The sequence below is a fragment of the Streptomyces sp. NBC_01454 genome (genome assembly GCF_036227565.1).
Taxonomy (GTDB): domain Bacteria; phylum Actinomycetota; class Actinomycetes; order Streptomycetales; family Streptomycetaceae; genus Streptomyces.
This window is the reverse complement of the sequence record NZ_CP109460.1, coordinates 319391-343039: the sequence shown is the minus strand read 5'-3', so window position 1 is coordinate 343039 and position 23649 is coordinate 319391. Positions and strand designations below refer to the sequence as shown.

Below are 23649 nucleotides of genomic sequence, written 5' to 3'. Positions count from 1 at the left end.
CTGCCGGCACGCCGGCACCCCGACCCCGAGGATCCCCGCCCATGACGACAGGAACAGCACGGCCCCCGGAACCCGACGGCGGGCAGCCGCACCGGCCGCTGGTGGTGCACCGCGGCCCCGACACCGCGCAGGCGGCGGTGCTGCTGCTGCACGGAGGGCGCCCCGACGACCGCACCCCGCCCGCCCGGCTCAACCTCCCCGCGCTGCGGATGCGGCCGTTCGGCTCCGCGATCTCCCGCACCCCGCGCGGGCAAGAGGTACTGCTCGCCTCCGTGCGCTACCGCTACCGGGGGTGGAACGGGCCGCAGGCGGACGCCGCCCGGGACGCCCGCGCGGCGCTCGACGAACTGGTCGCGCAGGCCCCGGACGTACCGGTGGTGCTGGTCGGCCACTCCATGGGCGGCCGGGCCGCCCTGCGCACCGGCGGGCACCCCGCGGTGCGGGGCGTGATCGCGCTCGCCCCGTGGTGCCCGCCCGGTGAACCCGTCACCCAGCTGCGGGACCGGACGCTGGTGCTGCTGCACGACGTACGCGACCGGATCACCGACGCGGAAGCCTCCTGGCACTTCGCCGACCGCGCCCGGCGGTCCGGGGCCCGGGTCCACACGGTCGCCATGCCGCGCGGCGGACACACCATGCTCCGGGGCGCCCGCCACTGGCACCGGCTGACCGTGGACCTCGTCGCCGCCCTCCTGGACGGCACACCCGTGCGGGACGCGGTCGGCGGGGTGCCTCCGGAGTAGGCCCCACCGGTAACTGATGACCCGTCAGCCCCGCCCGCCCGGGCGGGGCTTTCCGTCGCGCTCGGGTCCCGGCGCCTACACGGCGACACATAACGAAGACAGTGAGTACGCGTTCGCCGCTTTTCAGTCAAGGGGAACGCTGGAAACGAGCAAAAGAAGCAACTAAACGGCCAGATTGTCGCGTCTTCCGTGCAGAGTCATAAGGCGGGGCTTTCCACCTCTGCCCCGTGCCTAAGGCTTGGAAACCGATTTTTGAAGGAGATGGCATGCGACCGTTTGCGTTGAGTTACGCCCGCCCGGCGGTGAAGTCGGCGACCAGCACCCCGTACAGCTACGACGCCACGCGGCAACTCAACGTCCTGCCGGACGGACGCCCGGCCACCTGCAGCCGGGCCGTGCTGCTGGCCACCGGGACCACCGCTTCCACCGCCGGTTCCAAGACCCACTTCGACGACTGAGCACCGATGACCGTCCTGGTCCTCACCTGTGAGGAAGACCTGACCGCGGACATCGTGGTCGCGACGCTGCACGAACTCGGGGTGCCGCTCGTCCGTCTCGACCCCGCCGACCTCCCCGGGCGCGTCTCCCTGTCGGCGGAGTACACCGACAACGACTTCCACGGATATCTGAAGTCGGGCGAACGCATGGTGAGCCTGAACAGCCTGCGCTCGGTATGGGTCCGCCGGCCCGGCGCTCCCGGAGCACGCTCGGCCGAACAGTCCGCCTGGATCACGGCCGAGGCCGAGCAGGCGCTGTACGGCATGCTCAGCTGCACCCGGGCGCGGTGGATGAACCACCCCACCGTGGCCGCACAGGCCCGCTACAAGCCCTGGCAGCTCCATATCGCCCATCGCAGCGGCTTCCTCGTACCCCCCACACTGCTCACCTCCTTCCCGTCCGCCGCCCGCCAGTTCGCCGCCGCCCAGCGGGACCTCGTGGTGAAGTCGGTCAGCGGAAAGCACCCCGGCGACCCGCCGATGGTGCTGCCCACCACCCGCATCAGCCCGGACACGGACTTCTCCGGGGTGGCGGCCGGCCCGACCCTGCTCCAGCGGCATGTCCCCAAGGCGGCGGATATCCGGCTGACCTGCGTCGGCGACCAGCTCTTCGCCGCCCGCAAGAAGGCCGACCCCGACGAAGTGGACAGCCGCTTCACCCACCACGGCACCTGGGAGGCCGTCGAGGCGCCGGACGCCATCCACCAGGCGGTGCTCCAGTACATGAGCATTGCCCAACTCGCCTACGGTGCCTTCGACTTCGCCGAGGACCCCGAGGGGGCCTGGTGGTTCCTGGAATGCAACCAGGGCGGCCAGTTCGGCTTCGTCCAGCTGGAGACCGACCAGCCCATCGCCCAGGCCATCGCCGACTGGCTGGCGGTGAAAGCACCGCTGTGACCGGGGGCGGCACGTGCCCCGAAGGGACCGCGATCCGGCCCGGGCCTGCCGCCGTCCGGCTACTTGCTCACGACGTTGGCGATCACGATGAACAGCCCGATCAGCACGTCCACACCACCGACCCGCAGCGACGCCGGCCACCCCCGGCGCGCCACCCGGGCCGCCCACACGCCCCAGCCGAACAACGCCACCATATTGACGCCCAGGGCGACTTCGACCGCACTCTCCTCGCTCCACCAAAGCGCATAGGAGCCGAGCAGGGCGGCCACCGTCGGCACCACCGCGGCCACCAGCGGCCATTCGGTGAGCATCGAACGCACCGCGCTCGCGGTGACCTGGGTGTCCTCCTCGGTCCGGTGCGCGATGGAGTGCGCATAGCCGTGCGCCGCGGCCGACGCGATCGCCGCCAGCGTCACCCACAGCGCGTCGTACCCGGGGTCCGCGGGCCGGCCCTCGTGGTCCAGGGCCGCCGCCAGCGCGCTGGCGAGCACCGAACCGTACACCCCGCCGAACAGCAGCCGCTGGAGGGCCTCCTCCCGCCGGCGGGGCCGGTGTACCGGAACGCTGCTGCTTTCTGACAAGGCGCCACCTCACAGGACCGACGGGCTCCCCCGCTCGGGGATGCACACACGAGATGTAGCAGCCCCTGGCGCCGATCCGTTTGAAGCTGCGCCGACGCCCCGGCGATTTGCCCCGCCGCCGCGCGCCGCCCGGCAGCCCCGAGCGTCAGGCGCGCAGCGTCAACGGCGGGTGCGTGCCGTTCAGATAGTGGTCGCCGATGTCCCGGAGCCGGTGGGCGGGGGAGGCCTGCGCCGTGAGGATGCGGGCATTGCGCCAGAACCGGTCGAGGCCCAGGGAGTCGGCGGAGGAACCGGCGGCCCGGGCGAGTTCCAGGACGCGCGTGGTGATCCGCATCGCGGAGCGGCTGGTGACGGCCTCCGCCGCGGCCACCCGCACCGCGATGTCGGCCCGCTCGTCGACCCCGAAGCCGGGCCCGGCCACCAGCCCCCTCGCCAGCGCCTCGCTCGCCGACTCCACCACCGCGGCAGCGGTATGAGCCGCCGTCACCAGCTCCCCGTACGCGAGCAGGAGATAGGGATCCGCACCGGTGCGGTCCGGGTAGGCCCCCTCGTCCGGCCGCGCCCCCGGCCAACGGCCCGGTGCGGCCCGGTCGGCGTCCCGTGCCTCGGCCAATGCGCCTTCGGCGGTGCCCAGGCTGACATGGACCAGGGCGAGCCGGAGCGCCAGCGGGGCGAGCGTGGCGAACGGGGAGACGGCGTGCTCGTCGCGGGGGACGGTGCCGAGCACCTCCGCCACGGGGACCGGGACACCGTCGAAGGTGAGGCTGCCGGCTCCCGTCAGCCGCTGGCCGAGGCGGTCGTGCTCGGCGTCGGCCGTCACGCCGGGACGCTCCGGGTCAAGACACAGCATCAGCCAGTCGCCGGTAGCGGTGTCCACCCCGCCGAGCACCAGCCGGTCGGAGACCTGCACACCCGCCGCGAGGGTGGCGCGCCCGTCGAGGACGTATCCGCCGTCGGCCGGTGTGAGCGTGAGGCCGGGCTCCGTCGCCGACTCGGCGCCCGGGAGGTCGGTGCTCCCGCCCCACAGCCACTGCTCCGCCACCGCCCGGCGTTCCAGCCGGTCGGCCCGTTCCAAAGTGGCGAAGAAGCGGGCGCTCCACGACAGCGCGTAGTGCCGGCCCAGCAGTTCGCCGATGGAGCTGTCGGCCGCCGCGATCTCGCGGATGACCGCACAGGCGGTGCGCCAGTCGGTGCCCCGGCCGTCCGGGCCGGGCGGGGTCAGCAGCGCGGGCAGCCCCGCCTCGCGCAGCCGCGCGGCCTCGTCGAACGGCGGCTTGCCCGCCCGGTCGCGCAGCAGGGCATCCACCGCCAGATCGTCCGCGACCTCACGGGTCAGGCGCGGCCGGAGCGCTTCGCCGGCGCACTGGTCGGCCGGCGCGGGACCGGGCCGTGCTGCGGACTTCTTCGGCATGGCGCGGTGCACCGTCCTGTCGGGTGTGTCGGGTGTGTCGGGCGCGGACGGAGCGGCCGCGCCACCGGCCGGAGAGACGGAACGCCGTGCCGTGGGCACAGCCGCTCCCCTCTTCCCTAGTTTTCCCACTGGATTAATAGGAATATGAAGAGGTAAGCATGCTGCGCCGACTGCGCGCGGAGCAAGGGGCGTTCACAGCGTGGACAAGGTGGTCTTGGGATACGAGACCAGGTGCGAGGAGCGAGCCGGCCGGGACCGCGGTGACCGGCCCTACGGGTTGGCCCAGGCGGCCGGGTCCTCCGACAGTGCGGACACCCGCGCCGGGAGCCCGGCGGAGGCGACATCGGCCAGCGACACCCCGTCGAGGATCTCCCGGACGTTGGCCCGCAGGGCGATCCACAGCGGCAGCAGGGATTCGGCGGGGCCGCTGTAGGACAGCTCCGGCGGGCGCACGCCGCGGACCGACACCAGCGGCCCGTCCACGACACGGATGACGTCGGCGATGCTGATCGCCTCCGCGGGCCGGGCCAGCCGGTAGCCGCCGTTGCCGCCGCGCTGACTGTGCACCAGCCCGCCCCGGCGCATGTCGTTCAGGATGCCTTCGAGGAACTTATGGGGAATGTCCTGGGCGTGGGCGATGGCCTCCGCCTTGAGCGGCCCCGCCTCCCGGGCGGCGGCGAGTTCCAGCGCGGCACGCACGGCATAGTCCGCTCTGGCTGAGATCCGCATGCCCCGCATTATCCCGTACGGGGTGCCGCACGAGCCCTCCGGGGCATCCGCGTCCCCGTCCTGACCATCTCCCCCGCCCGGTTGCGCGCTCCGGCGACCGGACGGACGCTCGACGTACGGCATCGACTCCGAGGTGAGTGTCGTGGCAGACAAAGGCGCGTCCCTATCCGTCGCCAAGCCCTCCGCCATGGAGATCCGCGGGCCCGACGGCGTGCAGATGGACCTCGTCGTCAACGGCGTCTCGCGCGCCCTGTACCTGGAACCGCGGGTGAGCCTGCTGGACGCACTGCGTGAGCACATGGCGCTGACCGGTACCAAAAAGGGCTGTGACCAGGGCACCTGTGGGGCGTGCACGGTATGGGTCGACGGGCGCAGAGTGCTGGCCTGCCTGACGCTGGCCGTCACCTGCGAGGGCCGCGACGTCACCACCATCGAGGGGCTCGCCGAGGGGGATGAGCTGCACCCGATGCAGCGCGCGTTCCTCGAGCACGACGCCCTGCAATGCGGCTACTGCACCCCCGGCCAGATCATGTCCGCCGTCGCGCTGCTGGACGAGGGGCATGCCGAGAACGACCGCGAGATCGCCGAGTGGATGAGCGGCAACATCTGCCGGTGCGCGGCCTATCCCCATATCCGCTCCGCCATACGCGAGATGCGCGACCGGAAGACAGGACAGTGACGTGCGTGCCCTCAGCTACACCCGTGCCACCGACGTCACCGGCGCGGTCGCCGCGGTGACGAACGACCCCGGCAGTTCCTTCCTCGCGGGCGGCACCACGGAAGTCGACCTGATCCGGCTGGACGTGCTGCGGCCGAACCGGCTGGTGGACATCAACCGACTCCCGCTGGCCGGTATCGAGGACCGGGCCGACGGGGGACTGGTCATCGGCGCGCTGGCCCGGATGAGCGAGGTGGCCGAGGCGCCGGGTGTCGTCGAGCGGTACCCGATGCTGTCCCAGTCGCTGCTCCTGGGGGCCTCCGCCCAGCTGCGGAACATGGCGTCGATGGGCGGAAATCTGATGCAGCGGGTGCGGTGTTCCTACTACCGTGACCCCGAATCCGCCTGCAACAAACGCGTTCCCGGCAGCGGCTGTTCGGCGCTGGAGGGCGTCCATCGCGGCCATGCGATCCTCGGGACCAGCGAGCACTGCATCGCCACCCACCCCTCCGATCTGGCGGTGGCGCTCGTCGCGCTCGATGCCGTGGTGCACGTGGAGGGTGTCCGGGGAGCCCGGACCCTCCCGGTCGACGACTTCTTCCTGCTCCCGGAGGACACCCCCGAACGGGAACACCCCCTCACCCCCGGCGAACTGATCACCGAGATCGAGGTCCCGGCGCTCCGCATGGCGCGCAGGTCGCTCTACCTCAAGGTGCGCGACCGGGAGTCCTACGAGTTCGCCCTCGCCTCGGCGGCGGTGGCGCTGGAGGTGGCGGGCGGGGTGATCCGCGGGGCCCGGCTGGCGCTGGGCGGGGTCGCGACCAAGCCGTGGCGGGCGCACCGGGCCGAGGAGATGCTCCTGGGGCAGCCCGCCGACGAGAACACCTTCGCGCGGGCCGCGGCCGCGGAGCTGGCGCCCGCCGTCACCCGCCCGATGAACGCCTTCAAGGCCGAGCTCGCCCGGCGCACGGTCGTCCGCGCGCTGCGGACCGCCGCCGCCCTGCGAGGCGAGCCGGCATGACCACGGGCAGCACTCTCGAAGCCCTCGGCCGGCCCCTCGACCGGGTCGACGGCCCCGCCAAAGTCACCGGACGCGGCCGCTACGCGGCGGAGTTCACCCTCCCCGGCACCGCCTACGCGGCCCTCGTGGGCGCCCGTACGGCCGACGGGCGGATCACCGGCATCAACACGCGCGCCGCGGAGGACGCCGACGGGGTGCTGGCTGTGCTGACGCACCGCAACCTGCCGAAGGTCGCCGCCCCGCCGCATCTGCTGCCCTCGCTGGCCGGTCATGCGGCCCCCGGGGAGAGCTTCTTCCCGATGCAGGACGAGGTGGTGCACTACTTCGGCCAGCCCGTGGCCATGGTGATCGCCGATTCCGGTGAACGTGCCCAGTTCGCGGCCCGGCAGGTCCATGTCGACTACGCGCGCGGCGCCTCCGTCACCACCCTGGACGAGGGCCGGGACCAGGCCTACGAACCCGAGGCGATCTTCGCGGGGTTCGTTCCCGCCCGCAGCGTGCGCGGTGATGTCGAGGCCGGCTTCGTGGCGGCGGCCCACCACCTGGACGCCACCTACCATTTCGCCGCGAACCATCACCACCCCATCGAACCCTCCGCCACCACGGCGGTCTGGGACGGCGACCGGCTCACCCTCTACGACGCCACCCAGGGCATCGTGGCCAGCCAGAACACCGTCGCGGCCCTGCTGGGCATCCCCCCGTCGAAGGTGCGGGTGCGGGCCTCGTTCGTCGGCGGCGGATTCGGCTGCAAGGCCATGATCTGGCCCCATGTGACCCTGGCGGCCATGGCCGCACGCTGGGTGCGGCGCCCGGTCAAACTGGCGCTCACCCGGGAGCAGATGTGCACCTCCTGCGGCCACCGCGAGGAGCAGGAACAACGCATCGAGCTGGGGGCGACGACCGACGGCCGGCTCACCGCACTGCGCCACCACAAGCTCTCGCTGACCTCGCCGTTCGACGAGTGGGCCGAACCCTCGCTCGGCATGGCCGCCCAGGCGTACGACTGCCCCCACTACGAGGGCGTGTACCGGCTGATCCGCAGCAACACCATGACGCCCACCTTCACCCGCGGCCCCGGTGAGACCACGGGGATGTTCGCCCTCGAATGCACCATGGACGAGCTTGCTCACCGCATCGGCGTCGACCCCGTGCAACTGCGCCTGCGCAACCACGCCGAGGCCGACCCCCACACCGGCCACCCCTGGTCGAGCGACGGCGCGGCGGAGTGCTACCGCCGCGGCGCGGCCCGCTTCGACTGGCAGTCCCGCAATCCCGCACCCCGCTCCGAACGGGACGGCAACTGGCTGATCGGCAAGGGCATGGCCACCGCCGGCTACCCGGTGTTCTTCCCCATGCAGCCGCAGCGCGCCCGCGCCCGTCTCTACGCCGACGGCTCCGCCGTCGTACAGGCCGGGACGCAGGAGTTCGGTACCGGAGCGGCCACCGTGATGACCCAGGTCGCCGCGGACGGCCTCGGCGTCGCCGTGGACCGGGTCCGTTTCGAGTACGGCGACACCGATCTGCCCAATGTCGCGGCCACGGTCGGGTCGGCGGGCGCCGGCATGATCAGCGCCGCGGTGCACACCGCGGTCACCACGCTGCGCGACCAGCTGATCGCGCAGGCCGTCGCCGACCCCGGCTCCCCGCTGCACCGGGCCGACCCGGCGACCGTCGTCGTCCGCCAGGGGCGGATGGAGCTGCGGGACGACTCCGGGACCGGCGAGACCTACCGCCAGCTGATGGAGCGTCATTTCATGACCGACATGGACGCGCTCGGCAGCTGGAGCCCGCCCGCACCCGACATCCCCTACGGGCTCGCCACCTTCGGCGCCCAGTTCGCCGAGGTCGCCGTCGACCAGGACCTCGGGCTGGTGCGGGTGCGCCGCATGGTCGGCGCCTTCGCCCCCGGCCGGGTCCTCAATGCCAAGACCGCCCGCAGTCAGGCCATGGGCGGGATGCTCTGGGGCATCGGCCAGGCGCTGCTGGAGGGCACCGTGGTCGACCCCCGCGACGGCCGCTGGGCGAACGCCGGCCTGGGGGAGTACCTGCTGCCGGTCAACGCCGACGCCCCCGACGTCGACGTGGAGTTCGTGGAGGTGCCGGACCAGGTCGTCAACCCGCTGGGCGTCAAGGGGCTCGGCGAGGTCGGAATGGTCGGCGCCGCGGCGGCCATCGCCAACGCCGTCTTCCACGCGACCGGCTACCGGGCACGGGAACTGCCGATCAGGATCGAGCACCTGCTGTAGGGCGACCGGTCGCCCGGTCGCCCAGTCGCCCGTTCACCCGACCGTCCCGCCACCGCTCCCTGGACGGACTCCCCATGAGGGCATGTTCAGGACGGTTACCGATGAATCGCCGGTATCCGGGGCAATCCCCTCCCGGCCGTCGGGCTCCCCCGACCGCGGCCATGGCCGCGCCGAGCCCATGCCGCATGCTTTCGGCAGGCTGCCGTCACCACGGAGGGGTGCATGTACGGACAAAGCGGTACCGGACGGGTCCTGCTGGTGGACGATGACGCCGCGATCCGGCGGTCGCTGGGCCGCGGGCTGCGGCTGAACGGCTTCACCGTGGGACTGGCGGAGGGCGGCAGGGCCGCGCTGGAACGGCTGGCGCAGTCACCGCCGGACGTCATGGTCCTCGACATCTCCATGCTGGACCTCGACGGCATCACGGTGTGCCGGCGGCTGCGGGAGAGCGGCAACGACATACCGGTCCTGATGCTGTCCGCGCTCGACGAGGTCGCCGACCGGGTCGCCGGGCTGCAGGCCGGCGGCGACGACTACCTCGTCAAGCCGTTCGCCCTGGACGAGCTGGTGCTGCGCCTGCACGCGCTGCTGCGCCGCCGGCCACCCGCCGACACCGACGCCGTACACGTCGGCAGCCTGGCGCTCGATGCGGCGGCGCACCGCGCGCGGCTCGACGACCGGGAGCTCACCCTGACCCGGCGGGAGTTCTCCCTGCTGGAGGTGCTGGCCCGCAACGCCGGGCAGGTGCTGACCCGCGACCAGCTCCTGGAGCGCGTCTGGGGCTATGACTTCGAGGTCCGTACCGACGCCGTGGACACCTTCGTCAGCTATCTGCGCCGCAAGCTGGAAGCGGGCGGGCGCAGCCGGATCGTGCACACGGTGCGCGGAGTGGGGTTCGTGCTGCGTGACGACGAGAACGGAGCGGCGCGATGAGGCTGTCCACCCGGATCGCGCTGGTGGCCGGGACGGTGGTGCCGCTGCTGGTGGTGGCGTCCGGCTGGGTCCTGGTGACACTGGTGGGCAAGGATCTGCGCGCCCAGGCCGACCAGCGGCTCGCCGCGCGGGCGCAGAGCGTGGCGGTGGCGGCCCGCGGCCTGCTGCGCGCCACCTCGCACGACCGGCCGCGCCTCGAACAGGCCCGCCAGCGCAAGCTGTTCACCTCCGCCCTGGACGTCGGAGTGCGGCTGACCGGCCCCGGCGGCACCCTGCGGGACGGCCCGCAGCCCGCCGGGCCGGTGCCGCTGCCCGGGGAGCGTACCCGCCCGGCCACCGTGCGGTCGCACGGACAGAGCTGGCGGGTGCTCGCCGTACCGGTGAACGGCGGCGGCCCCGGAGCGCGCGGCATGCTGTGGCTGTTCTCCCCGGACACGGCGCGCGAGGCGCAACTCGGTCTGGTGCGCCGCAGGGTGCTCACGGTGGCCCTGCTGGCCGCTCCGCTCGCCGGCGGCATCGGCTGGCTGCTCGCGGCCCGCGCGGCCCGGCCGCTGCGCCGGTTGCAGCAGACGGCCGGCGGCCTCGACCCGCACACCAGTGCCGCCCGGCTGGCGCACACCCCCACCGGCATCACCGAGGTCGACGACCTCGCCCGGACGCTGCAGACCTTTCTGACCCGCTACGACGAGCAGGCCGCCCGCACCGTCGAAGCACTGGCGTCGGCCCGCTCGTTCTCCGCCGCCGCCTCCCACGAACTGCGCACGCCCCTGATGAGCATGCAGACCAACCTCGACATCCTGGAGGCGTTCCAGGATCTCGACGCCGCCGACCGGGCGGAGACCGTGCACGACCTGCGGCACGAACACGCCCGCCTGCTCGGCCTGTTGGTGATGCTGCGCGCACTGGCGCAGGGCGATCTGGTCGAGGCGGAATCGTTCGAGGCCATCGACATGGCCGACCTCGCCGATGAGGCGGCCGCCGGCCTGCGGCGCGGTCATCCCGCGGCCGAGGTGGTGGTCGACAGCAGCCCGGGGCTGACGGTCCACGGATGGCGCCCCGGCTTGCGGTCGATGCTCGACAACCTCCTGACCAACGCGCTGGTCCACGGCCGGTCCGCCGGCAACGGGGGGTATGTCGTCCTCTCCCTGCGCACCGCCGGCGAGGCCGCCTCGCCCCGCATCGTCCTCAGCGTCGACGACCGCGGCCCGGGCGTCCCCCCGCAGCGGCGGGCGGAGGTCTTCCGGCGCTTCCACCGCCGCCCGGACAGCCCCGGCTCCGGCCTCGGGCTCACCCTGGTCGCCCAGCAGGCCGCCCTGCACCGGGCGGAGCTGCGGGTCCTGGACGGCCCCGGAGGCCAAGGAGCCCGCTTCCAGGTGACGTTCCCCGCCGAGCGGCCCGGACGCCCCCGCCCTCCGGCGCTGCCCGCGCACCGGGACTGGCTGGCGGACCCTGCGGAGGGGCCACAAGGTTTCCACAAGGAACACCCCTAATTTCTCCGCACGGACGGGCACCGTGCCCGCCTTCCTGTGAGGAGGACCTGCCATGCGCACCCGCAACCTCGCCATCTCCTCGGTGGCCGCCTGCACCGCCCTGCTCGGCATCGTGGGCACCGCCGCCGCGGCGGACAGCAGCACCCCGGCGCCCTCCGCGTCCGCCAAGCACGGCGCGGGCGACGGCGCGCGGGCGCTCTGCAAGCGCGCCCCCAAGATCGACAAGCGCCTCACCAAGGCACTGCACCGGCTCCAGGGCAACGCCGACGTCCGTGGCTCCGTCGCCCGCCTGGAGAAGCGGGTGGCGAAGGCGAAGGCCGCCGGGCACAACGAGGTCGAGACCTTCCTCAGCCACAAGCTCGCCCACCGCAAGTCCCTGATCCCCACGCTCCAGCAGCGGCAGAAGGACCTGGCCAAGGTCGCCTCCTGGTGCCGTACGCAGCACGACACGACCTCCTCGTGACCCGCACCGGACAGTGCGGGGTGCTCGTGGTGACCACCCTGCTGTGCGGCATGCTCGTCGCCGGATGCGGCAACGGGGTACGTACCGAGGGCAACGCTCCCGCCGCGACACCCTCGTCCGCCGCACCGTCCTCCGCCGCGCCCTCGCCCACCGGCACGGCGGAGATACAGAAGCTGGTGGACGACGCCGCGAGCGCGGCCGACGCCGCGGATTCCGACGCGGCCGCGGACCGCTGAACGCCGCACGCGTACGCCCCGTCCCGGGGTGGGGCGTACGTGCGCGGGGCGCGTTACCGGCGCGCTCCGGGGAAGCGGCTCAGTCCTCCGCCCGCTGGGTGACGGGAGCCCCGGTGCGGTCGCCGAGGAACTCGTACCAGCGGCGCTGCAGACACACATAGCGCGCATCGGCCTCGACGAGGTGGAGGAACGCGGTGACGGTCTCGTTCAGGCGCTGTTCCAGCGCGGGATCGGTCAGCTGTCCGTCCTCGGTGAACCCGTTGTGCGCGCCGGCGAGACTGAACATGTCCGGGTAGACCCGCGTGCCGAGGTGCTCCAGCGGCACCCTCAGCGCCCACAGCCCCCGGTTGCCGCCGACCAGGGACGGCGAGGCGGAAAGCAGCAGGGCGTGCTTGGTCTTGAACGGCTGCGGCCGGATGCGGGAGACCCAGTCGATCGCGTTCTTCACCACGCCCGGAACGGAGGCGTTGTACTCGGGGGAGGCGAGGACGAAGGCGTCGCACCGCTCGAGCCGGTCGCGCAGCGCGAGCGCGCCCGCCGGTACTCCCTCCGCGGCCTCCACGTCACCGTCGTACAGCGGCATGTCGAATTCCCGCATCGCGGCCAGGTCGACATCGGCGCCGGCCTCGGTCATCATGCGCGCCACCAGCGAAGCCAGCCGGGCATTGGTCGATCCGGTGCGCAGTGCGGCGCCGAGCACGAGGACGCGCAGCGCACCGGGGTGTCCCTCCGTGGTCATGGTGACGTCCTTCCGGCACCGTGCCCCGGGAGCCCGTTGCCGCACGCGCCGGGTCAGCGTCCGGGGGTGACGGAAGCGTACCGGCGCGGGGCCGGGAAACCGGGTACCCACGGCGCCGCGCCCGCCCGGCCCTGAGTCCCGCGGGCGCCGGGCGCCGTGGCCCCACCCCGCACGAGCGCGACGGAGGGGCGGTGGCGGATGGTGCTCCGCCACCGCCCGTGACGGTTTCGGGAAGACGGGGCAGCGGTGCGGTCCCCGGCGGCTGCGTCGCCGTCAAACGGCGGCACTGCGCGCCCGGTTGCGTGCGGCCCGGCGACGCATGGCACGCCGCTCGTCCTCGCTCATCCCGCCGCAGACCCCCGATTCCTGACGGGATTCGAGCGCCCACTGCAGGCACTGTCCCATCACCGGGCAGCGGCGGCAGATGGCCTTGGCCTCCTCGATCTGCAACAGCGCGGGGCCGGTGTTGCCGACCGGAAAGAACAGCTCCGGGTCCTCCTCACGGCACACGGCGTCATGGCGCCAGTCCATGGATTCCCTCCCTTTCTCCGCGGTGGAACGCGGTCCACAGGCAATGCGGCACGGCGCCGGAACCGCTGGTTGCCTACACGTCCTGCGACGGCGCCTCGCTGTCCTCGCGTGCCCGATCCTGCGCGCGCAATGCGTCGTCCCTACGGGGCAAACGGATTTGCCCGCTCGTTCACCCCCGGTGGCCTGCCGGAGCGGCGGACGCAGTCGGAGCCCTGGGCCGGCATCACCGGCATCACCGGGATCACCGACATCGCCGGCGTCACGGGACGTCACAGGCACCCGTAGGACGTGCCCCTCCGTCTCAGGCTCCCGCCTCCCCCCCCACACACTTGTCACCCGTCCCGGACAGCGGGTTACGGTCGGCCTCTCGGCCCGGCGTGACTCCGGGCCGGTACGCGGTGATCGGGAGGGTGCGAAGCATGCTGGTTCTCGGACGTGCGCAGGTCGAGGGGCTGCTCGACATCGATGCGCTGATCGACGCCCTGGCGTCGGCGATGACGGACCTCAGCGCGGGGCGCGCGGCGGCCCCGGACCGGGTGGCCGTGAGGGTGGCCGAACGGGACGGCTTCCTGGCGGCGATGCCGGGCCACGTGCCGTCCGCCGAGATGCTCATGACCAAGCTGGTCTCCGTCTTCCCGCACAACGGCCGCACCGGTCTGCCGACCCATCAGGCGCTGATCGTCGCCTTCGATCCGCACACCGGAGAGCCCGACGCGCTGCTGGACGGTACGGCGATCACCGCGGCCCGTACCGCCGCGGGTTCCGCGCTCTCGGCCCGCCTGCTGGCCCGTGACGACGCCTCGGTGCTGGCGCTCCTGGGCACCGGCGCACAGGCCCGGGCGCACGCCGCGGCGATGTGCCGGGTCCGCCCGGTCCGGCAGATCCGGGTCGCGGGCCGGAACCGTGCGAAGGCGGCCGCCCTGGCCGAGGCGCTGTCGGCCGAACTCCAGGTCCCCGCCACGGCGTTCGCCGGCTACGCCGAGGCGCTCGACGGCGCGGACATCGCCGCCGCGACCACCCATGCCGTCGATCCCGTGATCCGCCGTTCCTGGCTCTCACCCGGCGTCCATGTGACCTCGGTGGGCTTCAACCCGGACGGTCGCGAGATCGACGACGCCACGATCGCGGAGGCGCTGGTGTGCGTCGAATCGCGGCAGGCGGCACTGGCCCCGTTCCCCGCGGGCAGCAACGACCTGCTGCAGCCGCTCCGCGAGGGCGTCATCACGGAGGAACACGTACACGCCGAGCTGGGCGAACTCCTCACCGGCGGCAAAGCGGGCCGCACCGCACCGGACCAGATCACCCTCTACAAGTCCGTCGGGGTCGCCGTGCAGGACGCCGCGGCCGCGGCCCTGGTCGTCGCGGCCGCACGGGAGCGGTCGGTGGGATGGGAGATCGATCTGGGGTGACGCAGTGGCGCCGGCGGCCGGGGCGGCGAGGCCGGGCCCGGCGGGCTCAGCGTCCGTAAGCGCTGTGGCACAACTGCACCAGGTCCGCGCGGACCCGGCCGGACGCCATCCGGCACATCACCCCCGGGTCGACCGACGACCCGCGCCGCCCTGGTGCGGGAAGCGCCCGCCGCTGCGCACCCCCGGCGTGCCGCTGCCGTGGCACCGTGTGCGCGGGGAGCCGGACACGCGCCCTGGGCGGTGCGGAACGCGGGTGGCGTGGCAGGGCCCGACTCCCGGGCCGCTCCCGGCCGTTGCCCGCAGCGGCGTGCCGTCGGATGACGTCTTTCTTGTGTGCCCTTTTCTTGTGCACCTTCGGTCGCCGTCCGGGCTTGTGCCGTGCGGAGGCCACATCCACCAGCCGGTCCCGCGAGGACCCCTTGCTGGGCATCACCAGCGGTGAGGGCCTGGCCGGAGCGACCGTACGGCCGCCCGGTGCGGGACCGGGCCCGTGCAGGGATCCACCGGCCGGGAGGGAGACGCAGCCGCTGGTGGCCAGGAGGACGGCGGTCGCGGTGACGAGACGAAGAAGGAGAGGGCGCACCCTCTCACGGTGTCGGAGGCTCGTGGGCTGTCCAAACGACGCGCCGAGGCTCCACGCGGACGAAGGACAGATGCGAACTCCCGTGGGACTCCCGGGCTGACGAAGCGGGTTCGAACATGTCTGCCGCTCACATGGGCAGCGAGCGGAGCCGCACCGGCCCCTCGGGCCAGCGCTCTCCGTCCCGCAGGGGTGTCCACATCGTCTGAAGCGGCATCACCGCGGGCCCTTCGGGCTGCTCGACGTGTACTTTCCCCGGAAGTGCCTGCCAACCGAGCCGCTGGTACAGGGGCACGAGGTGCGGCCGGCAGAACAGCAGCCCGAACCGCGGTCCCATGGTGCGGGCGTGTTCCCGTGCGCCGGTGACGACGAGCCGCGCCAGTCCCTGCCCCCGCAGATCGGGAGCGACGGCCACCCCGCCGAAGCCGACCACCTCGGTCTCGACCGTGCCGACCGCGACGGGCAGCGTCACCAGACCGGTGTGTGCCACCAGCCGCCCGTCGCGTCTGATGCCGAAGTGCCGCTCCTTGGCCAGCCAGGTCAGTCCGGTGTACGCGACCCCGAACGGGTCCTCCACCTCCCCGAGGATCTCGCCCAATTCCTTCTTGGTGTAGCGCGCGAGCGGGACGACGGTGAGTGACGCAGAGGGTGAGTTGGCAGCCATGACCGCATCATGCGGTGTGCTCCGGCCGCAGGCAACGGATATCAGGCAGGGGGGCGATCAGTCAGGGTACGGAGATCAGGCCGGTGTATGGCGCGCCGCCGGCGGTGCCGTTCCCCCGCATCCGCTACAGGCCGAGATCCGGACCGAAGACCTCGTAGTGGATCCGTTCGGCGGGCAGTCCCGAGGCGAGTAGTTGGGCGATCGCCGCCTTCATGAACGGCACCGGCCCGCAGAGATACGCGGTGGTCCCGGCCGGAATGGCGAGTTGCGTCAGATCCATCAGACCGGCGCGCACGGTCACCGCCCCCTTCCCGTCCCCGCCTCCGAGCTCCTCCTCGTACCAGAGTGCCGCCGTCGCGTCGGAGAGCTTGTCGGTGAGCCGGCGCAGATCCGTGCGGAACGGATGGGTGGCGGGCGACCGGTCGGCGTGGGCGGTGATGATCCGGCGCCGGGAGCCGGCGGCGGCGAGATGCGAGAGCATGCCGATCACCGGCGTGCAGCCGATGCCCGCCGAGGCGAAGAGCAGCGGGCCCTCGCCGTCCTCGGAGAGCACCACCTCGCCGAACGGCGGGCTCACGTGCAGGATTTCCCCGCCGTGGACGTGTGCGTGCAGATGGCTGGAGACCTCGCCCGCGGGGTCCTCGTACGCTTCCCCGGCCCGGTGGCCGGCCGCCACCCGCTTCACGGAGATCTGCAGTCCGCCGTCCAGCTGCCCGGACAGGCTGTACTGGCGTATCTGCCGTGCCCCGTCTGGGAGTTGGACCTGTACGGAGACATACTGGCCGGGTCGGGACGGCGGGACGGGGGCGCCGTCGGCCGGCCGCAGGAGGAAGGTCGCGACCTCCTCGGTCTCCTGGACGCGGCCGGCGACTCGATAGGGCCGCCACCCGCCGCCGCCCTGGACGCCGGCCTCGGCGGTGAGCCGCTTCTCGACGGCGATCAGGGCATGGGCCATCAGCCAGTACACCTCGTCCCAGGCCCGCGCCACCTCGTCCGTCACCGCGTCGCCGAGCACCTCGGCGATGGCCGCGAAGAGATGCTCCCGCACGATCGGGTACTGGTCCGCACGCACCCCGAGCGAGGCATGCTTGTGTGCGATCCGCGCCAGCATGGCGTCCGGCCGGCTGGCCGGGTGTGCGACGAGATGGCCCGCGAAGGCGGCGATCGATCCCGCAAGGGCCTGCCGCTGACTGCCGTTGGCCTGGTTGCCGCGGTTGAAGAGGTCGCGCAGCAGCTCGGGGCGGGCGGTGAAGAGCTTCTCGTAGAAGAGCGCCGTGATCTCACCGAGGGCTCCGCGCACGGCGGGGAGGGTAGCGGTGATGGTCTTGGCGGACTCGGTCGACAGCATCAACTGCTCCTGATTCTCGAAGGAAGGAGAAGGGGGGGAGGGGAGGGAGATGAAACTTGCATCTTGGATGCGTATTTATGGCCATGCGGGGTCGAGGTGGGATCGAGAGGCCGGTGTGTGCGGTGCGTGGGGTGTGCGGGGTGTGGGAGCGAGTGCGGGGTGTGCGGCGTGGTGCCCGGTGGTGGGCTCAGTCCCCGGGGCGGGAGGTCAGGCTGAGCAGGATCGGGCCGGTCGGGCTCTCGACGAGATCGGCGATCGAGAGCGGATCGAGCGAGGCGTAGAACGCTTCCTGTGCCGCCCGCAGCGCACCGCGCAGTCGGCAGCCGCCGCGCAGTGGACAGGGTGGGTCGTCCTCGCAGCCCACGACATCGTCGACCCCCTCCAGTTCACGTACCAGCTCTCCCAGTGAGCCCGTACGCCCCGCGGCCGTGAGCGTCAGTCCTCCGCCGCGCCCGCGGCGTGCCTCGACGGCGCCCAGGTGCTGGAGCTTGCTGACCACCTTGGCGGCGTGGGTGTACGGCACCTCGACGGCGCTCGCCACCTCGCGGGTGGTGGGCGCATCGTCCTTGTTGCCGAGCACCGCCAGGCGCATGGCAATACGGAGGGCGATGTCGGTGCTCTTGGTCAGTCGCACGCTTGTACAGTACAGAAGTGGCATTCAAGATGCCAATTAAATCCGGTCTCATCGACTGGTCCGTGGAGGCGGCTCCCGCCGTCGGTGCGAAGGGGGCCGGGCCGTCCTCACGAACCCGTGACCGCGTCCGGATGTTCAGTGCCCGCCGGTGGACTGCTGCTGGAGGTAGGCGGCGATGTCGGCCACGTCGTTGCCGATGGTCAGGACCCCGTTGATATCGGCATGGGGCGTCGACGCCCCGTTCACCCCGTCGAAGAACACGTCGAAGTGGCCCTTACGGGTCTCCAGATAGCCGGCCGCGGTTTCGGCGCCCACCGCCAGCCGGTCGTTGAGCGCGTCACCGCCCGCGACGGTCCCGGTCTTGGCGAAGACCTTACCGCGCGCCGGGCAGTGCCGGCAGGAGTCCGCCAGTAACCCGTCGACGCCCAGGATCGGCAGTGAGGTACGGAAGCGTGCCGCCTCGGGGGAGTGCTGCCAGTACGTCAGGATCTGCGCCAGGGCGCGGGGTGTGGTGCGGTCGGCCGGGTTCCCGCCCCGGCCGTCGGCGAGCTGTACGGCCCTGCGGTCCACCCGCGCACGGTCCAGGAACGCGGCGAGCACGGGGAATCCGTCCTCGCAGTCGGTGCTCTTCGCGGTCGTCGCCATCAGGCACATCCCGAGGTTCGCCCCGAGATTGTGGCTCACTTTGAGGATCAGCTTGGCGTATTGGGCATAGGGCGGGGAGGTGTACCGGGCGACTGTGGGCGCGCCCTGATAGGAGCGCGGCAACCGGCCGGCGGAATTGGGGCCCACCGCCTTCGCCCGGACCCTGACGCCGGCGCGCTGCAGTGCCTCGATCATGGCCGTCCGGCCGAAGGCGTTCGGGTCCTTGATGCCGGACACCCGCAGGACGGGCGCGGAGCCGGCGGCGATGGTGCCGGACAGCCGGATGCGGGTGCCGTCGGGGGAACTGGTCACGTTGATGCCGGCGGGTCGGCCCGCCGCGACGGTGCGCACGGCCGAGGTGACGTGGTAGGGCGCGACCTTCGGACGCCAGTCCAGCCCGGCCGGGGTGCCGGCCCCGGAGCCGGGTGTGGTCAGCAGATCGATGACATTGTCATTGACGATCAGCGGGGTGGGGGTCGGGTCGAGCACCGGGTCCGGACGGAACAGCCGCGCGTCGATGACCACATCGCCGTCGACCTGCCGGATGCCCGAGGCACGTACCTGCCGGGCCAGCTGGTCGATACCGGCCAGCGGGTCCTCCGGGGTGAGGGCGGCCCCCGGGACGTCGTCGGCGTAGGTGTGGTCGATGGTGGTGAAGGCGACGGTGCCGTCCTTGCGGGTCCGGCCGCCGAGCGTCAGGTCGCCCTGCGCGACCAGGTCCAGATTGCCCTTGAGCGTGCTGCCCCGGCGCTGCCCGACGGCATGCACCGGCGTGACGAAGCGATGGTCGCCGCCCAGGGTGCGCCAGGTGCCGCTGACGCTGAACAGTTTGGCCGTCGACCCGGGGAGGAAGAACTGGTCGGCGTAGCGGGACTGCGTCACCTCGCCGCCGTCCGGGTTCTGTTGGAACAGGCCCCACTGGGCATGGCGGTAGTCCGGCTTCCGCATGACCGCCGTGATGCGCGGGTCGAGGCGGTGGGGGGTGGTGGACGGCGCTGCCTGGACCAGACCGGTGAGGACGACACCGACGGCCAGCAGCACGCTCACGGTGCCGGCGATGCGCCGTCGGGTCGCCCGGCGTAGGACGGAGGGTGCCATGCGGACTCCACCAAGGGTGTTTTCTGACGATATCTTCAGTAATGTTCCTCCTGAAGGTACTGCGCACCCTGGTGGGCGGGGCGCAGCGCGTCGTGGGGGTCCCCCGGATGATCTGTGACGGTCGACGTATGGGGGTGTGCCGTTGAGCTGACGACGTGTCATCCGTGTCGCCGTGGCCCGGTGCGGCGGAACTCCTGACGCCCGCGGTGCGGCGGGGGAGGATCAGTGCATGACAATGACCAGGACGACGGGGGTCCGGCGCGCGATGCTGCCGGTGGCGGTGCTGGCAGTGCTGGTGGCGGGGTGCGGAACACCTCGGGCGGGAGAGCGGACGGACGCCGGTGGCGGCGCGCCCTCGCGGAACCCGTCGGCGGCGCCGCACAGGCCGGCGGACTTCCCGTGCCCCGGCGAGAGCCCCACGCCGAAGTCCACACCGCATGCGACACCGCATGCGACACCGAAGTCCACGGGGTCCGCGCGCCCCACGGGTCCGGCCGCGCCGCCCACCGACCACTACGCCGAGAACCACGGCTTCCGGGTTCCCCTCCCGCTGCACGGTCAGCGCCGCTGCGACGGGCTCGCGGCCGTCCGCCGCATCGAGCGCGCCCTCGAACCGCTGCGCAAGAGCGGCGACTTCGACCCGGCGCATACCCACGGCGTGCTCACCGGCCTCGGCTACCCCGCCGGGAAGGTGCAGTCGCACCAGAACGGCCCCGAGGGGGTCGGCTTCCTCATCGACGCCGCTCCGCTGTGCCTGGAGGGCACGATGAACGGCGGGGCCACCCGGGCGAACGCCTTCGGCGGCTACCCCGACCACTCAGGCTGCGACGTTCCTTCCGGCGGCCACTGAGTGCCCCCACCCCCGGTCACGCCCGGTGGACGAGGAGTTCGGTATTGCGGTCCGCCGGGCGGCCCGCCATCACCTCGTGGACGCCGCCGCCCATGCCGGCGGCCAGGCCCGGGGCGTTGTAGGACAGTTCGCGGTAGAGGGAGGCGAGGCCGACCGCCGAGAGGTCGTCGAAATCCGTGCGGTGCGGAGCGGCGGACTCGATGAGGGTGGTGAACAGCGACAGCGTGCCGTCGTGGTTGTCGACGAGTTCCAGGATCCGGGCGTGCTGCGGATAGTCCACGTGTGAGGCGGTGTTGACCTCCCAGAAGGAGCGGGCGGCCGTCGGGTGGGCGTGCGGGGTGATGCGGTTGACATGGCTGTGGCCGTTGATCCACGCCACCACGTTGGGGAACCGGCTCAGCAGGGCGATGAGCTCCTCGCCGTCGTGCCGCTTCTCCTCCGCGCGGGCCGCGTCGGGGCGCCGGGTCATGCTCGGGCTGTGGTGGTGGCTGAAGATCAGGATGTGCGCGTCATCGGCTCCGGCGTTGCGTACCAGCCGGCCGTCCGCGTCGTAGTGGCGGGTGCTGTGGGCGGCCAAGGTCTGTTCCAGCCACTGGAGTTGACCGGTTCCCAGCGACCCCTCGAAGTGGCCGCTTCGGTAGGTGGTGTCGATGCTGATGCCAAGGACACCCTCCGCGACGGTGAAGGTGTAGTACATCCGGTCGTCGTTGAGGTGGTCGTCGGTGTAGCCGTGTCCGGCCGGCCCCGCGCCGGCGAACGCCGGGTTCAGATGCGCCCGCAGATAGTCGTGCGGGGTGAACATGCGGCGCCGTTCGTCCGCGGTCACGGTCCGGGCTCCGGCGGCATTGCGTCCGAGGATCTCCTTGAGCACGGTGCTCTTGGGATCGTCGCCGGACTCCAGCACCTTGGCGAACGCGGCCACATCGCTGTCCGGTACAGAGAACAGCTTGCGTGCTCCCGTGATGTAGTCCGTCAGCTCCGGGTCCTGCGGGGTCAGGCACCCGCCCGGCAGATCGTCGTGGTTGCCGGGCGTCGAGTACCAGGGAATCCGCAGGCCGGGACTGGTGACGGGGCGGATCGCGGCGTCGAGATAGCCGGGTATCGACGGCAGGCCCCGCATCTTGTCCTGGTCGCGCAGACCGTCGGCCGGGTGCCAGTACAGCGGGAGGCCGCAGTTCTGCACGCCCTCGTACGCCGCCGGGTCACCGGTGTTCGGCGTGATGCGGCCGCCGCTCATGAGGGTGAGGAACCACTCCAGCTCGACCATGGAGTGGTTGTCGATGTTGTCGCCCGTGGACATGACGAACGCCGGCCGCCGGCCGGTGTGAGGCCCGCCGCCCAGCGCGTTGGCCTGCTCCACGAGGGACACGGCGCCGGCCACCGACAGCGCCTCCTGCGCCCGCCACGACCCCGGCGACCCGGCGCGCAGATACTCGGTGCGCAACGGACTCTGGACGTCGGCCACATGGAGATCGGTGAACTGGACGAAACAGGCCAGGGCGGTCCGCCGGTCCTGACGACCGGCCGTGCCGGCGGCGAGGTCGCCGCGGACCACCAGCGGCCATCCGGGGCCGGAGCCGAGGCGGCGGTAGCCGCCGCTGCCGGTGAGATGTGCGGCGGTTTCCAGTGTCGTGACCCCGTACGGGGCCGGCCGCCGACCACCCGTACGGGCCGGCGGCGTGCGGGTGAGGGGATGCGCGCCCGGAGTCGCGCTGCTGCTGCGCTGGCTCGGCAGTGCCCATGCGGCACCGGCTCCGGCGACGGCGGCGCCGGAGCTGAGAAGGAAGCGACGACGGTTGGTGGGGACGTGGGTTTCGATACCGGCCATCAGGCCCTCCGTGCCGTGGCCGGCAGGCCTGGCCACAGCGGTGTCACCAAACGGAATGTCTCGTTCCAGAGTTTGGGTGACGTGCGTGACCGCTAGCTGAACACGCCCGGAACGCGGCGCACCCATTGCCCGTCGGTACGTCACTCCGCCCCCGGGGACGCGGCACGGAGGTACGTACACTGACGGGCATGGCATGCCGCATCAGTGAGCTGGTCATCGACGTCGCCGACCCCGACCGGCTCGCCGCGTTCTGGAGCGAGGTCCTCGGCTACGTCGAACTCGGCCGGGAGGACGACGGAAGCATCGAGATCGGGCCGCCCGACGCCGGCTTCGGCGGCCCGCAGCCCACCCTCGTCCTCAGCCCCAGCAGCACCCCGCGGACCGGGAAGCTCCGACTGCACCTCGACGTCAACGCCACCGACCGCGACCAGGACGCCGAGTGGGAGCGGTTGCTCGCTCTCGGCGCCAGGCCCGTCGACGTCGGCCAGACCGGCACCGAGAGCTGGCACGTCCTGGCCGACCCGGAAGGCAACGAATTCTGCCTCCTGCACACCCGGCTCCAGCCCCTGTGACCACTTCCGGCCGGCGCAAAGCCACCGGCCCACCCCTACTCCTCGCGTCGTGCCGGGCGGCGGCTCAGGTTGAGGGCGGTGCGGAGGTCGACGGAGGGGTCGAGGTGGGCGTCGATGCGGGCGTGCAGCAGCGGTCCGCCGGCGGTGAAGATCTTGGTGCCGAGCGCGGCGTTGAGCTTGGCGGCGGCGACCGCGGTGACCGTGATGCCCATGTTCATCCGCAGCATCGCGGCATCGGTGTCGACGGAGGCGTGGGTGGCGGGCCGGGTGAAGGTGCCCAGGGTGAGGTCCGGGCCGCGGTTCATGCCGGCCCGGAGCAGGCCCTGGGACAGGTCGCCGACGAAGTCGGAGATCTTGACGGATTTCCCGGTTTCGCTGTTGAGCAGCGCGAGACCCGTCTCGGCGAACCGGAGTTCACCGCCGACCTTTCCGCCGCTGTTCGTGACCGCACCGCCCTCGATGTCCAGGCGCACGCCCGCACCGGCGGAGTGGCGCCGGCTGATCCTGCCGTCGGCGTCGACGTCCGCGATCGTCACGCCGTGGTCCTTGAGGGCGGCGAGGAGGGTGGGGGGAGCGTCGAAGCGGGCCGTGCCGCCCTCGACGGGGACCTCGGTGTTTCCGGCGCGGCGGCCGGTGGCGGCCTGCGCGCCGGGCGGTCCGGCGACGGCGGAGGGGTCCGCCGGTGCGGGTGCGGCGGCGAGAAGAGTGCTGGTGACCGCCAGGACGGCAGCCGTGGCAAGGAGGCGAGCGCGCATGCAGGTCCCTTTCTCCGGTGCCGCCGCGCGCCCGTGGCGCACGGCGAGTGAGGAAGGATCACTGTACGTGCCGGCCGGGACGTCTCGCGGT

At 72.5% G+C, this 23649-nt stretch carries 24 protein-coding genes; 13 read left to right on the top strand and 11 right to left on the bottom strand.

What is annotated here, in order from left to right; translation table 11 throughout:
• The first annotated feature begins 41 nt into the window (after window positions 1-41).
• The 3 genes from OIU81_RS01035 (at window position 42) to tgmB (ending at window position 2137) form a co-directional block, all read left to right on the top strand.
• On the top strand, window positions 42-743 hold the full coding sequence (locus OIU81_RS01035; RefSeq protein WP_329142116.1) for an alpha/beta hydrolase: 702 nt from the start codon (window positions 42-44) through the stop codon (window positions 741-743).
• Window positions 744-1009: 266 nt separating this feature from the next.
• Complete coding sequence (tgmA, locus tag OIU81_RS01030; protein WP_040901932.1) at window positions 1010-1201, top strand: putative ATP-grasp-modified RiPP; 192 nt, start codon at window positions 1010-1012, stop codon at window positions 1199-1201.
• Window positions 1202-1207: 6 nt separating this feature from the next.
• Window positions 1208-2137 carry an ATP-grasp ribosomal peptide maturase gene (tgmB, locus tag OIU81_RS01025; protein WP_329142106.1) on the top strand — a complete coding sequence of 310 codons (930 nt, stop codon included), beginning with the start codon at window positions 1208-1210 and terminating at the stop codon, window positions 2135-2137.
• A gap of 59 nt (window positions 2138-2196) precedes the next feature.
• Here tgmB and OIU81_RS01020 read toward each other — a convergent pair whose 3' ends face one another.
• The 3 genes from OIU81_RS01020 to OIU81_RS01010 all read right to left on the bottom strand — a co-directional run bounded on the left by OIU81_RS01020 (window position 2197) and on the right by OIU81_RS01010 (window position 4858).
• Window positions 2197-2718, bottom strand: coding sequence for a hypothetical protein (locus OIU81_RS01020; protein WP_329142103.1), 522 nt, complete (start codon window positions 2716-2718; stop codon window positions 2197-2199).
• Between the two features lie 145 nt (window positions 2719-2863).
• Window positions 2864-4129, bottom strand: a complete 1266-nt coding sequence (locus tag OIU81_RS01015) for an acyl-CoA dehydrogenase family protein (protein ID WP_329142101.1) — start codon at window positions 4127-4129, stop codon at window positions 2864-2866.
• A gap of 270 nt (window positions 4130-4399) precedes the next feature.
• A complete protein-coding gene (locus tag OIU81_RS01010) occupies window positions 4400-4858 on the bottom strand; it encodes an RrF2 family transcriptional regulator (protein ID WP_329142099.1) in 459 nt (152 codons plus the stop codon).
• A gap of 142 nt (window positions 4859-5000) precedes the next feature.
• On the opposite strand from OIU81_RS01010, the gene OIU81_RS01005 reads away from it, so the two are divergent.
• From OIU81_RS01005 to OIU81_RS00975, 7 genes are all read left to right on the top strand, one after another.
• A complete protein-coding gene (locus OIU81_RS01005) occupies window positions 5001-5537 on the top strand; it encodes a (2Fe-2S)-binding protein (RefSeq protein WP_443073887.1) in 537 nt (178 codons plus the stop codon).
• Window position 5538: 1 nt separating this feature from the next.
• On the top strand, window positions 5539-6537 hold the full coding sequence (locus tag OIU81_RS01000) for an FAD binding domain-containing protein (protein WP_329142096.1): 999 nt from the start codon (window positions 5539-5541) through the stop codon (window positions 6535-6537).
• Complete coding sequence (locus OIU81_RS00995; protein ID WP_329142094.1) at window positions 6534-8783, top strand: xanthine dehydrogenase family protein molybdopterin-binding subunit; 2250 nt, start codon at window positions 6534-6536, stop codon at window positions 8781-8783. Before OIU81_RS01000 ends, OIU81_RS00995 begins: the two co-directional genes overlap by 4 nt.
• A gap of 222 nt (window positions 8784-9005) precedes the next feature.
• Window positions 9006-9716: a response regulator transcription factor gene (locus tag OIU81_RS00990; RefSeq protein ID WP_329142091.1), complete on the top strand. Its 711-nt coding sequence runs from the start codon at window positions 9006-9008 to the stop codon at window positions 9714-9716.
• Entirely contained in the window at window positions 9713-11206 is a 1494-nt protein-coding gene (locus OIU81_RS00985; RefSeq protein WP_329142089.1) for a sensor histidine kinase, read from the top strand. Before OIU81_RS00990 ends, OIU81_RS00985 begins: the two co-directional genes overlap by 4 nt.
• A gap of 52 nt (window positions 11207-11258) precedes the next feature.
• Window positions 11259-11669, top strand: a complete 411-nt coding sequence (locus OIU81_RS00980; protein WP_329142087.1) for a hypothetical protein — start codon at window positions 11259-11261, stop codon at window positions 11667-11669.
• Window positions 11666-11905, top strand: a complete 240-nt coding sequence (locus OIU81_RS00975) for a hypothetical protein (protein WP_329142085.1) — start codon at window positions 11666-11668, stop codon at window positions 11903-11905. Before OIU81_RS00980 ends, OIU81_RS00975 begins: the two co-directional genes overlap by 4 nt.
• A gap of 79 nt (window positions 11906-11984) precedes the next feature.
• Here the strand turns inward: OIU81_RS00975 and OIU81_RS00970 are convergent, their stop codons facing one another.
• Window positions 11985-12644 (bottom strand): NADPH-dependent FMN reductase, encoded by a 660-nt coding sequence (locus OIU81_RS00970; protein WP_329142084.1) that lies wholly within the window; start codon window positions 12642-12644, stop codon window positions 11985-11987.
• Between the two features lie 273 nt (window positions 12645-12917).
• Window positions 12918-13175, bottom strand: coding sequence for a WhiB family transcriptional regulator (locus tag OIU81_RS00965; protein ID WP_329142082.1), 258 nt, complete (start codon window positions 13173-13175; stop codon window positions 12918-12920).
• Between the two features lie 419 nt (window positions 13176-13594).
• Between OIU81_RS00965 and OIU81_RS00960 the strand changes: the two genes are divergently transcribed.
• Window positions 13595-14584: an ornithine cyclodeaminase family protein gene (locus tag OIU81_RS00960; protein WP_329142080.1), complete on the top strand. Its 990-nt coding sequence runs from the start codon at window positions 13595-13597 to the stop codon at window positions 14582-14584.
• A gap of 710 nt (window positions 14585-15294) precedes the next feature.
• On the opposite strand, the gene OIU81_RS00955 is transcribed toward OIU81_RS00960, so the two are convergent.
• The 4 genes from OIU81_RS00955 to dacB all read right to left on the bottom strand — a co-directional run bounded on the left by OIU81_RS00955 (window position 15295) and on the right by dacB (window position 19553).
• Window positions 15295-15828, bottom strand: a complete 534-nt coding sequence (locus tag OIU81_RS00955) for a GNAT family N-acetyltransferase (protein ID WP_329142078.1) — start codon at window positions 15826-15828, stop codon at window positions 15295-15297.
• Window positions 15829-15952: 124 nt separating this feature from the next.
• Complete coding sequence (locus OIU81_RS00950) at window positions 15953-17176, bottom strand: globin domain-containing protein (RefSeq protein WP_329142076.1); 1224 nt, start codon at window positions 17174-17176, stop codon at window positions 15953-15955.
• 187 nt (window positions 17177-17363) lie between these two features.
• Window positions 17364-17810, bottom strand: coding sequence for an RrF2 family transcriptional regulator (locus tag OIU81_RS00945; RefSeq protein ID WP_329142074.1), 447 nt, complete (start codon window positions 17808-17810; stop codon window positions 17364-17366).
• A 135-nt stretch (window positions 17811-17945) separates the two neighbouring features.
• Entirely contained in the window at window positions 17946-19553 is a 1608-nt protein-coding gene (dacB, locus tag OIU81_RS00940) for a D-alanyl-D-alanine carboxypeptidase/D-alanyl-D-alanine endopeptidase (RefSeq protein ID WP_329142072.1), read from the bottom strand.
• Window positions 19554-19782: 229 nt separating this feature from the next.
• Between dacB and OIU81_RS00935 the strand changes: the two genes are divergently transcribed.
• Window positions 19783-20403, top strand: coding sequence for a hypothetical protein (locus OIU81_RS00935; RefSeq protein ID WP_329142070.1), 621 nt, complete (start codon window positions 19783-19785; stop codon window positions 20401-20403).
• Window positions 20404-20419: 16 nt separating this feature from the next.
• Here OIU81_RS00935 and OIU81_RS00930 read toward each other — a convergent pair whose 3' ends face one another.
• Window positions 20420-22231, bottom strand: coding sequence for a TIGR03767 family metallophosphoesterase (locus OIU81_RS00930; RefSeq protein ID WP_329142068.1), 1812 nt, complete (start codon window positions 22229-22231; stop codon window positions 20420-20422).
• 188 nt (window positions 22232-22419) lie between these two features.
• Here OIU81_RS00930 and OIU81_RS00925 point away from each other — a divergent pair, with 188 nt between their 5' ends.
• Window positions 22420-22803, top strand: a complete 384-nt coding sequence (locus OIU81_RS00925) for a VOC family protein (RefSeq protein ID WP_329142066.1) — start codon at window positions 22420-22422, stop codon at window positions 22801-22803.
• Between the two features lie 35 nt (window positions 22804-22838).
• Here OIU81_RS00925 and OIU81_RS00920 read toward each other — a convergent pair whose 3' ends face one another.
• Entirely contained in the window at window positions 22839-23558 is a 720-nt protein-coding gene (locus OIU81_RS00920; protein ID WP_329142064.1) for a hypothetical protein, read from the bottom strand.
• Window positions 23559-23649: the final 91 nt, after the last annotated feature.

Excerpts from the sequence above, each read along its gene's own strand:
- OIU81_RS01035 (WP_329142116.1), top strand. The coding sequence starts at position 42 with ATGACGACAGGAACAGCACGGCCCCCGGAACCCGACGGCGGGCAGCCG.
- tgmA (WP_040901932.1), top strand. The coding sequence starts at position 1,010 with ATGCGACCGTTTGCGTTGAGTTACGCCCGCCCGGCGGTGAAGTCGGCG.
- tgmB (WP_329142106.1), top strand. The coding sequence starts at position 1,208 with ATGACCGTCCTGGTCCTCACCTGTGAGGAAGACCTGACCGCGGACATC.
- OIU81_RS01015 (WP_329142101.1), bottom strand. The coding sequence starts at position 4,129 with ATGCCGAAGAAGTCCGCAGCACGGCCCGGTCCCGCGCCGGCCGACCAG.
- OIU81_RS01010 (WP_329142099.1), bottom strand. The coding sequence starts at position 4,858 with ATGCGGATCTCAGCCAGAGCGGACTATGCCGTGCGTGCCGCGCTGGAA.
- OIU81_RS00995 (WP_329142094.1), top strand. The coding sequence starts at position 6,534 with ATGACCACGGGCAGCACTCTCGAAGCCCTCGGCCGGCCCCTCGACCGG.
- OIU81_RS00990 (WP_329142091.1), top strand. The coding sequence starts at position 9,006 with ATGTACGGACAAAGCGGTACCGGACGGGTCCTGCTGGTGGACGATGAC.
- OIU81_RS00985 (WP_329142089.1), top strand. The coding sequence starts at position 9,713 with ATGAGGCTGTCCACCCGGATCGCGCTGGTGGCCGGGACGGTGGTGCCG.
- OIU81_RS00980 (WP_329142087.1), top strand. The coding sequence starts at position 11,259 with ATGCGCACCCGCAACCTCGCCATCTCCTCGGTGGCCGCCTGCACCGCC.
- OIU81_RS00970 (WP_329142084.1), bottom strand. The coding sequence starts at position 12,644 with ATGACCACGGAGGGACACCCCGGTGCGCTGCGCGTCCTCGTGCTCGGC.
- OIU81_RS00965 (WP_329142082.1), bottom strand. The coding sequence starts at position 13,175 with ATGGACTGGCGCCATGACGCCGTGTGCCGTGAGGAGGACCCGGAGCTG.
- OIU81_RS00960 (WP_329142080.1), top strand. The coding sequence starts at position 13,595 with ATGCTGGTTCTCGGACGTGCGCAGGTCGAGGGGCTGCTCGACATCGAT.
- OIU81_RS00955 (WP_329142078.1), bottom strand. The coding sequence starts at position 15,828 with ATGGCTGCCAACTCACCCTCTGCGTCACTCACCGTCGTCCCGCTCGCG.
- OIU81_RS00950 (WP_329142076.1), bottom strand. The coding sequence starts at position 17,176 with ATGCTGTCGACCGAGTCCGCCAAGACCATCACCGCTACCCTCCCCGCC.
- dacB (WP_329142072.1), bottom strand. The coding sequence starts at position 19,553 with ATGGCACCCTCCGTCCTACGCCGGGCGACCCGACGGCGCATCGCCGGC.
- OIU81_RS00935 (WP_329142070.1), top strand. The coding sequence starts at position 19,783 with ATGACAATGACCAGGACGACGGGGGTCCGGCGCGCGATGCTGCCGGTG.
- OIU81_RS00930 (WP_329142068.1), bottom strand. The coding sequence starts at position 22,231 with ATGGCCGGTATCGAAACCCACGTCCCCACCAACCGTCGTCGCTTCCTT.
- OIU81_RS00925 (WP_329142066.1), top strand. The coding sequence starts at position 22,420 with ATGGCATGCCGCATCAGTGAGCTGGTCATCGACGTCGCCGACCCCGAC.
- OIU81_RS00920 (WP_329142064.1), bottom strand. The coding sequence starts at position 23,558 with ATGCGCGCTCGCCTCCTTGCCACGGCTGCCGTCCTGGCGGTCACCAGC.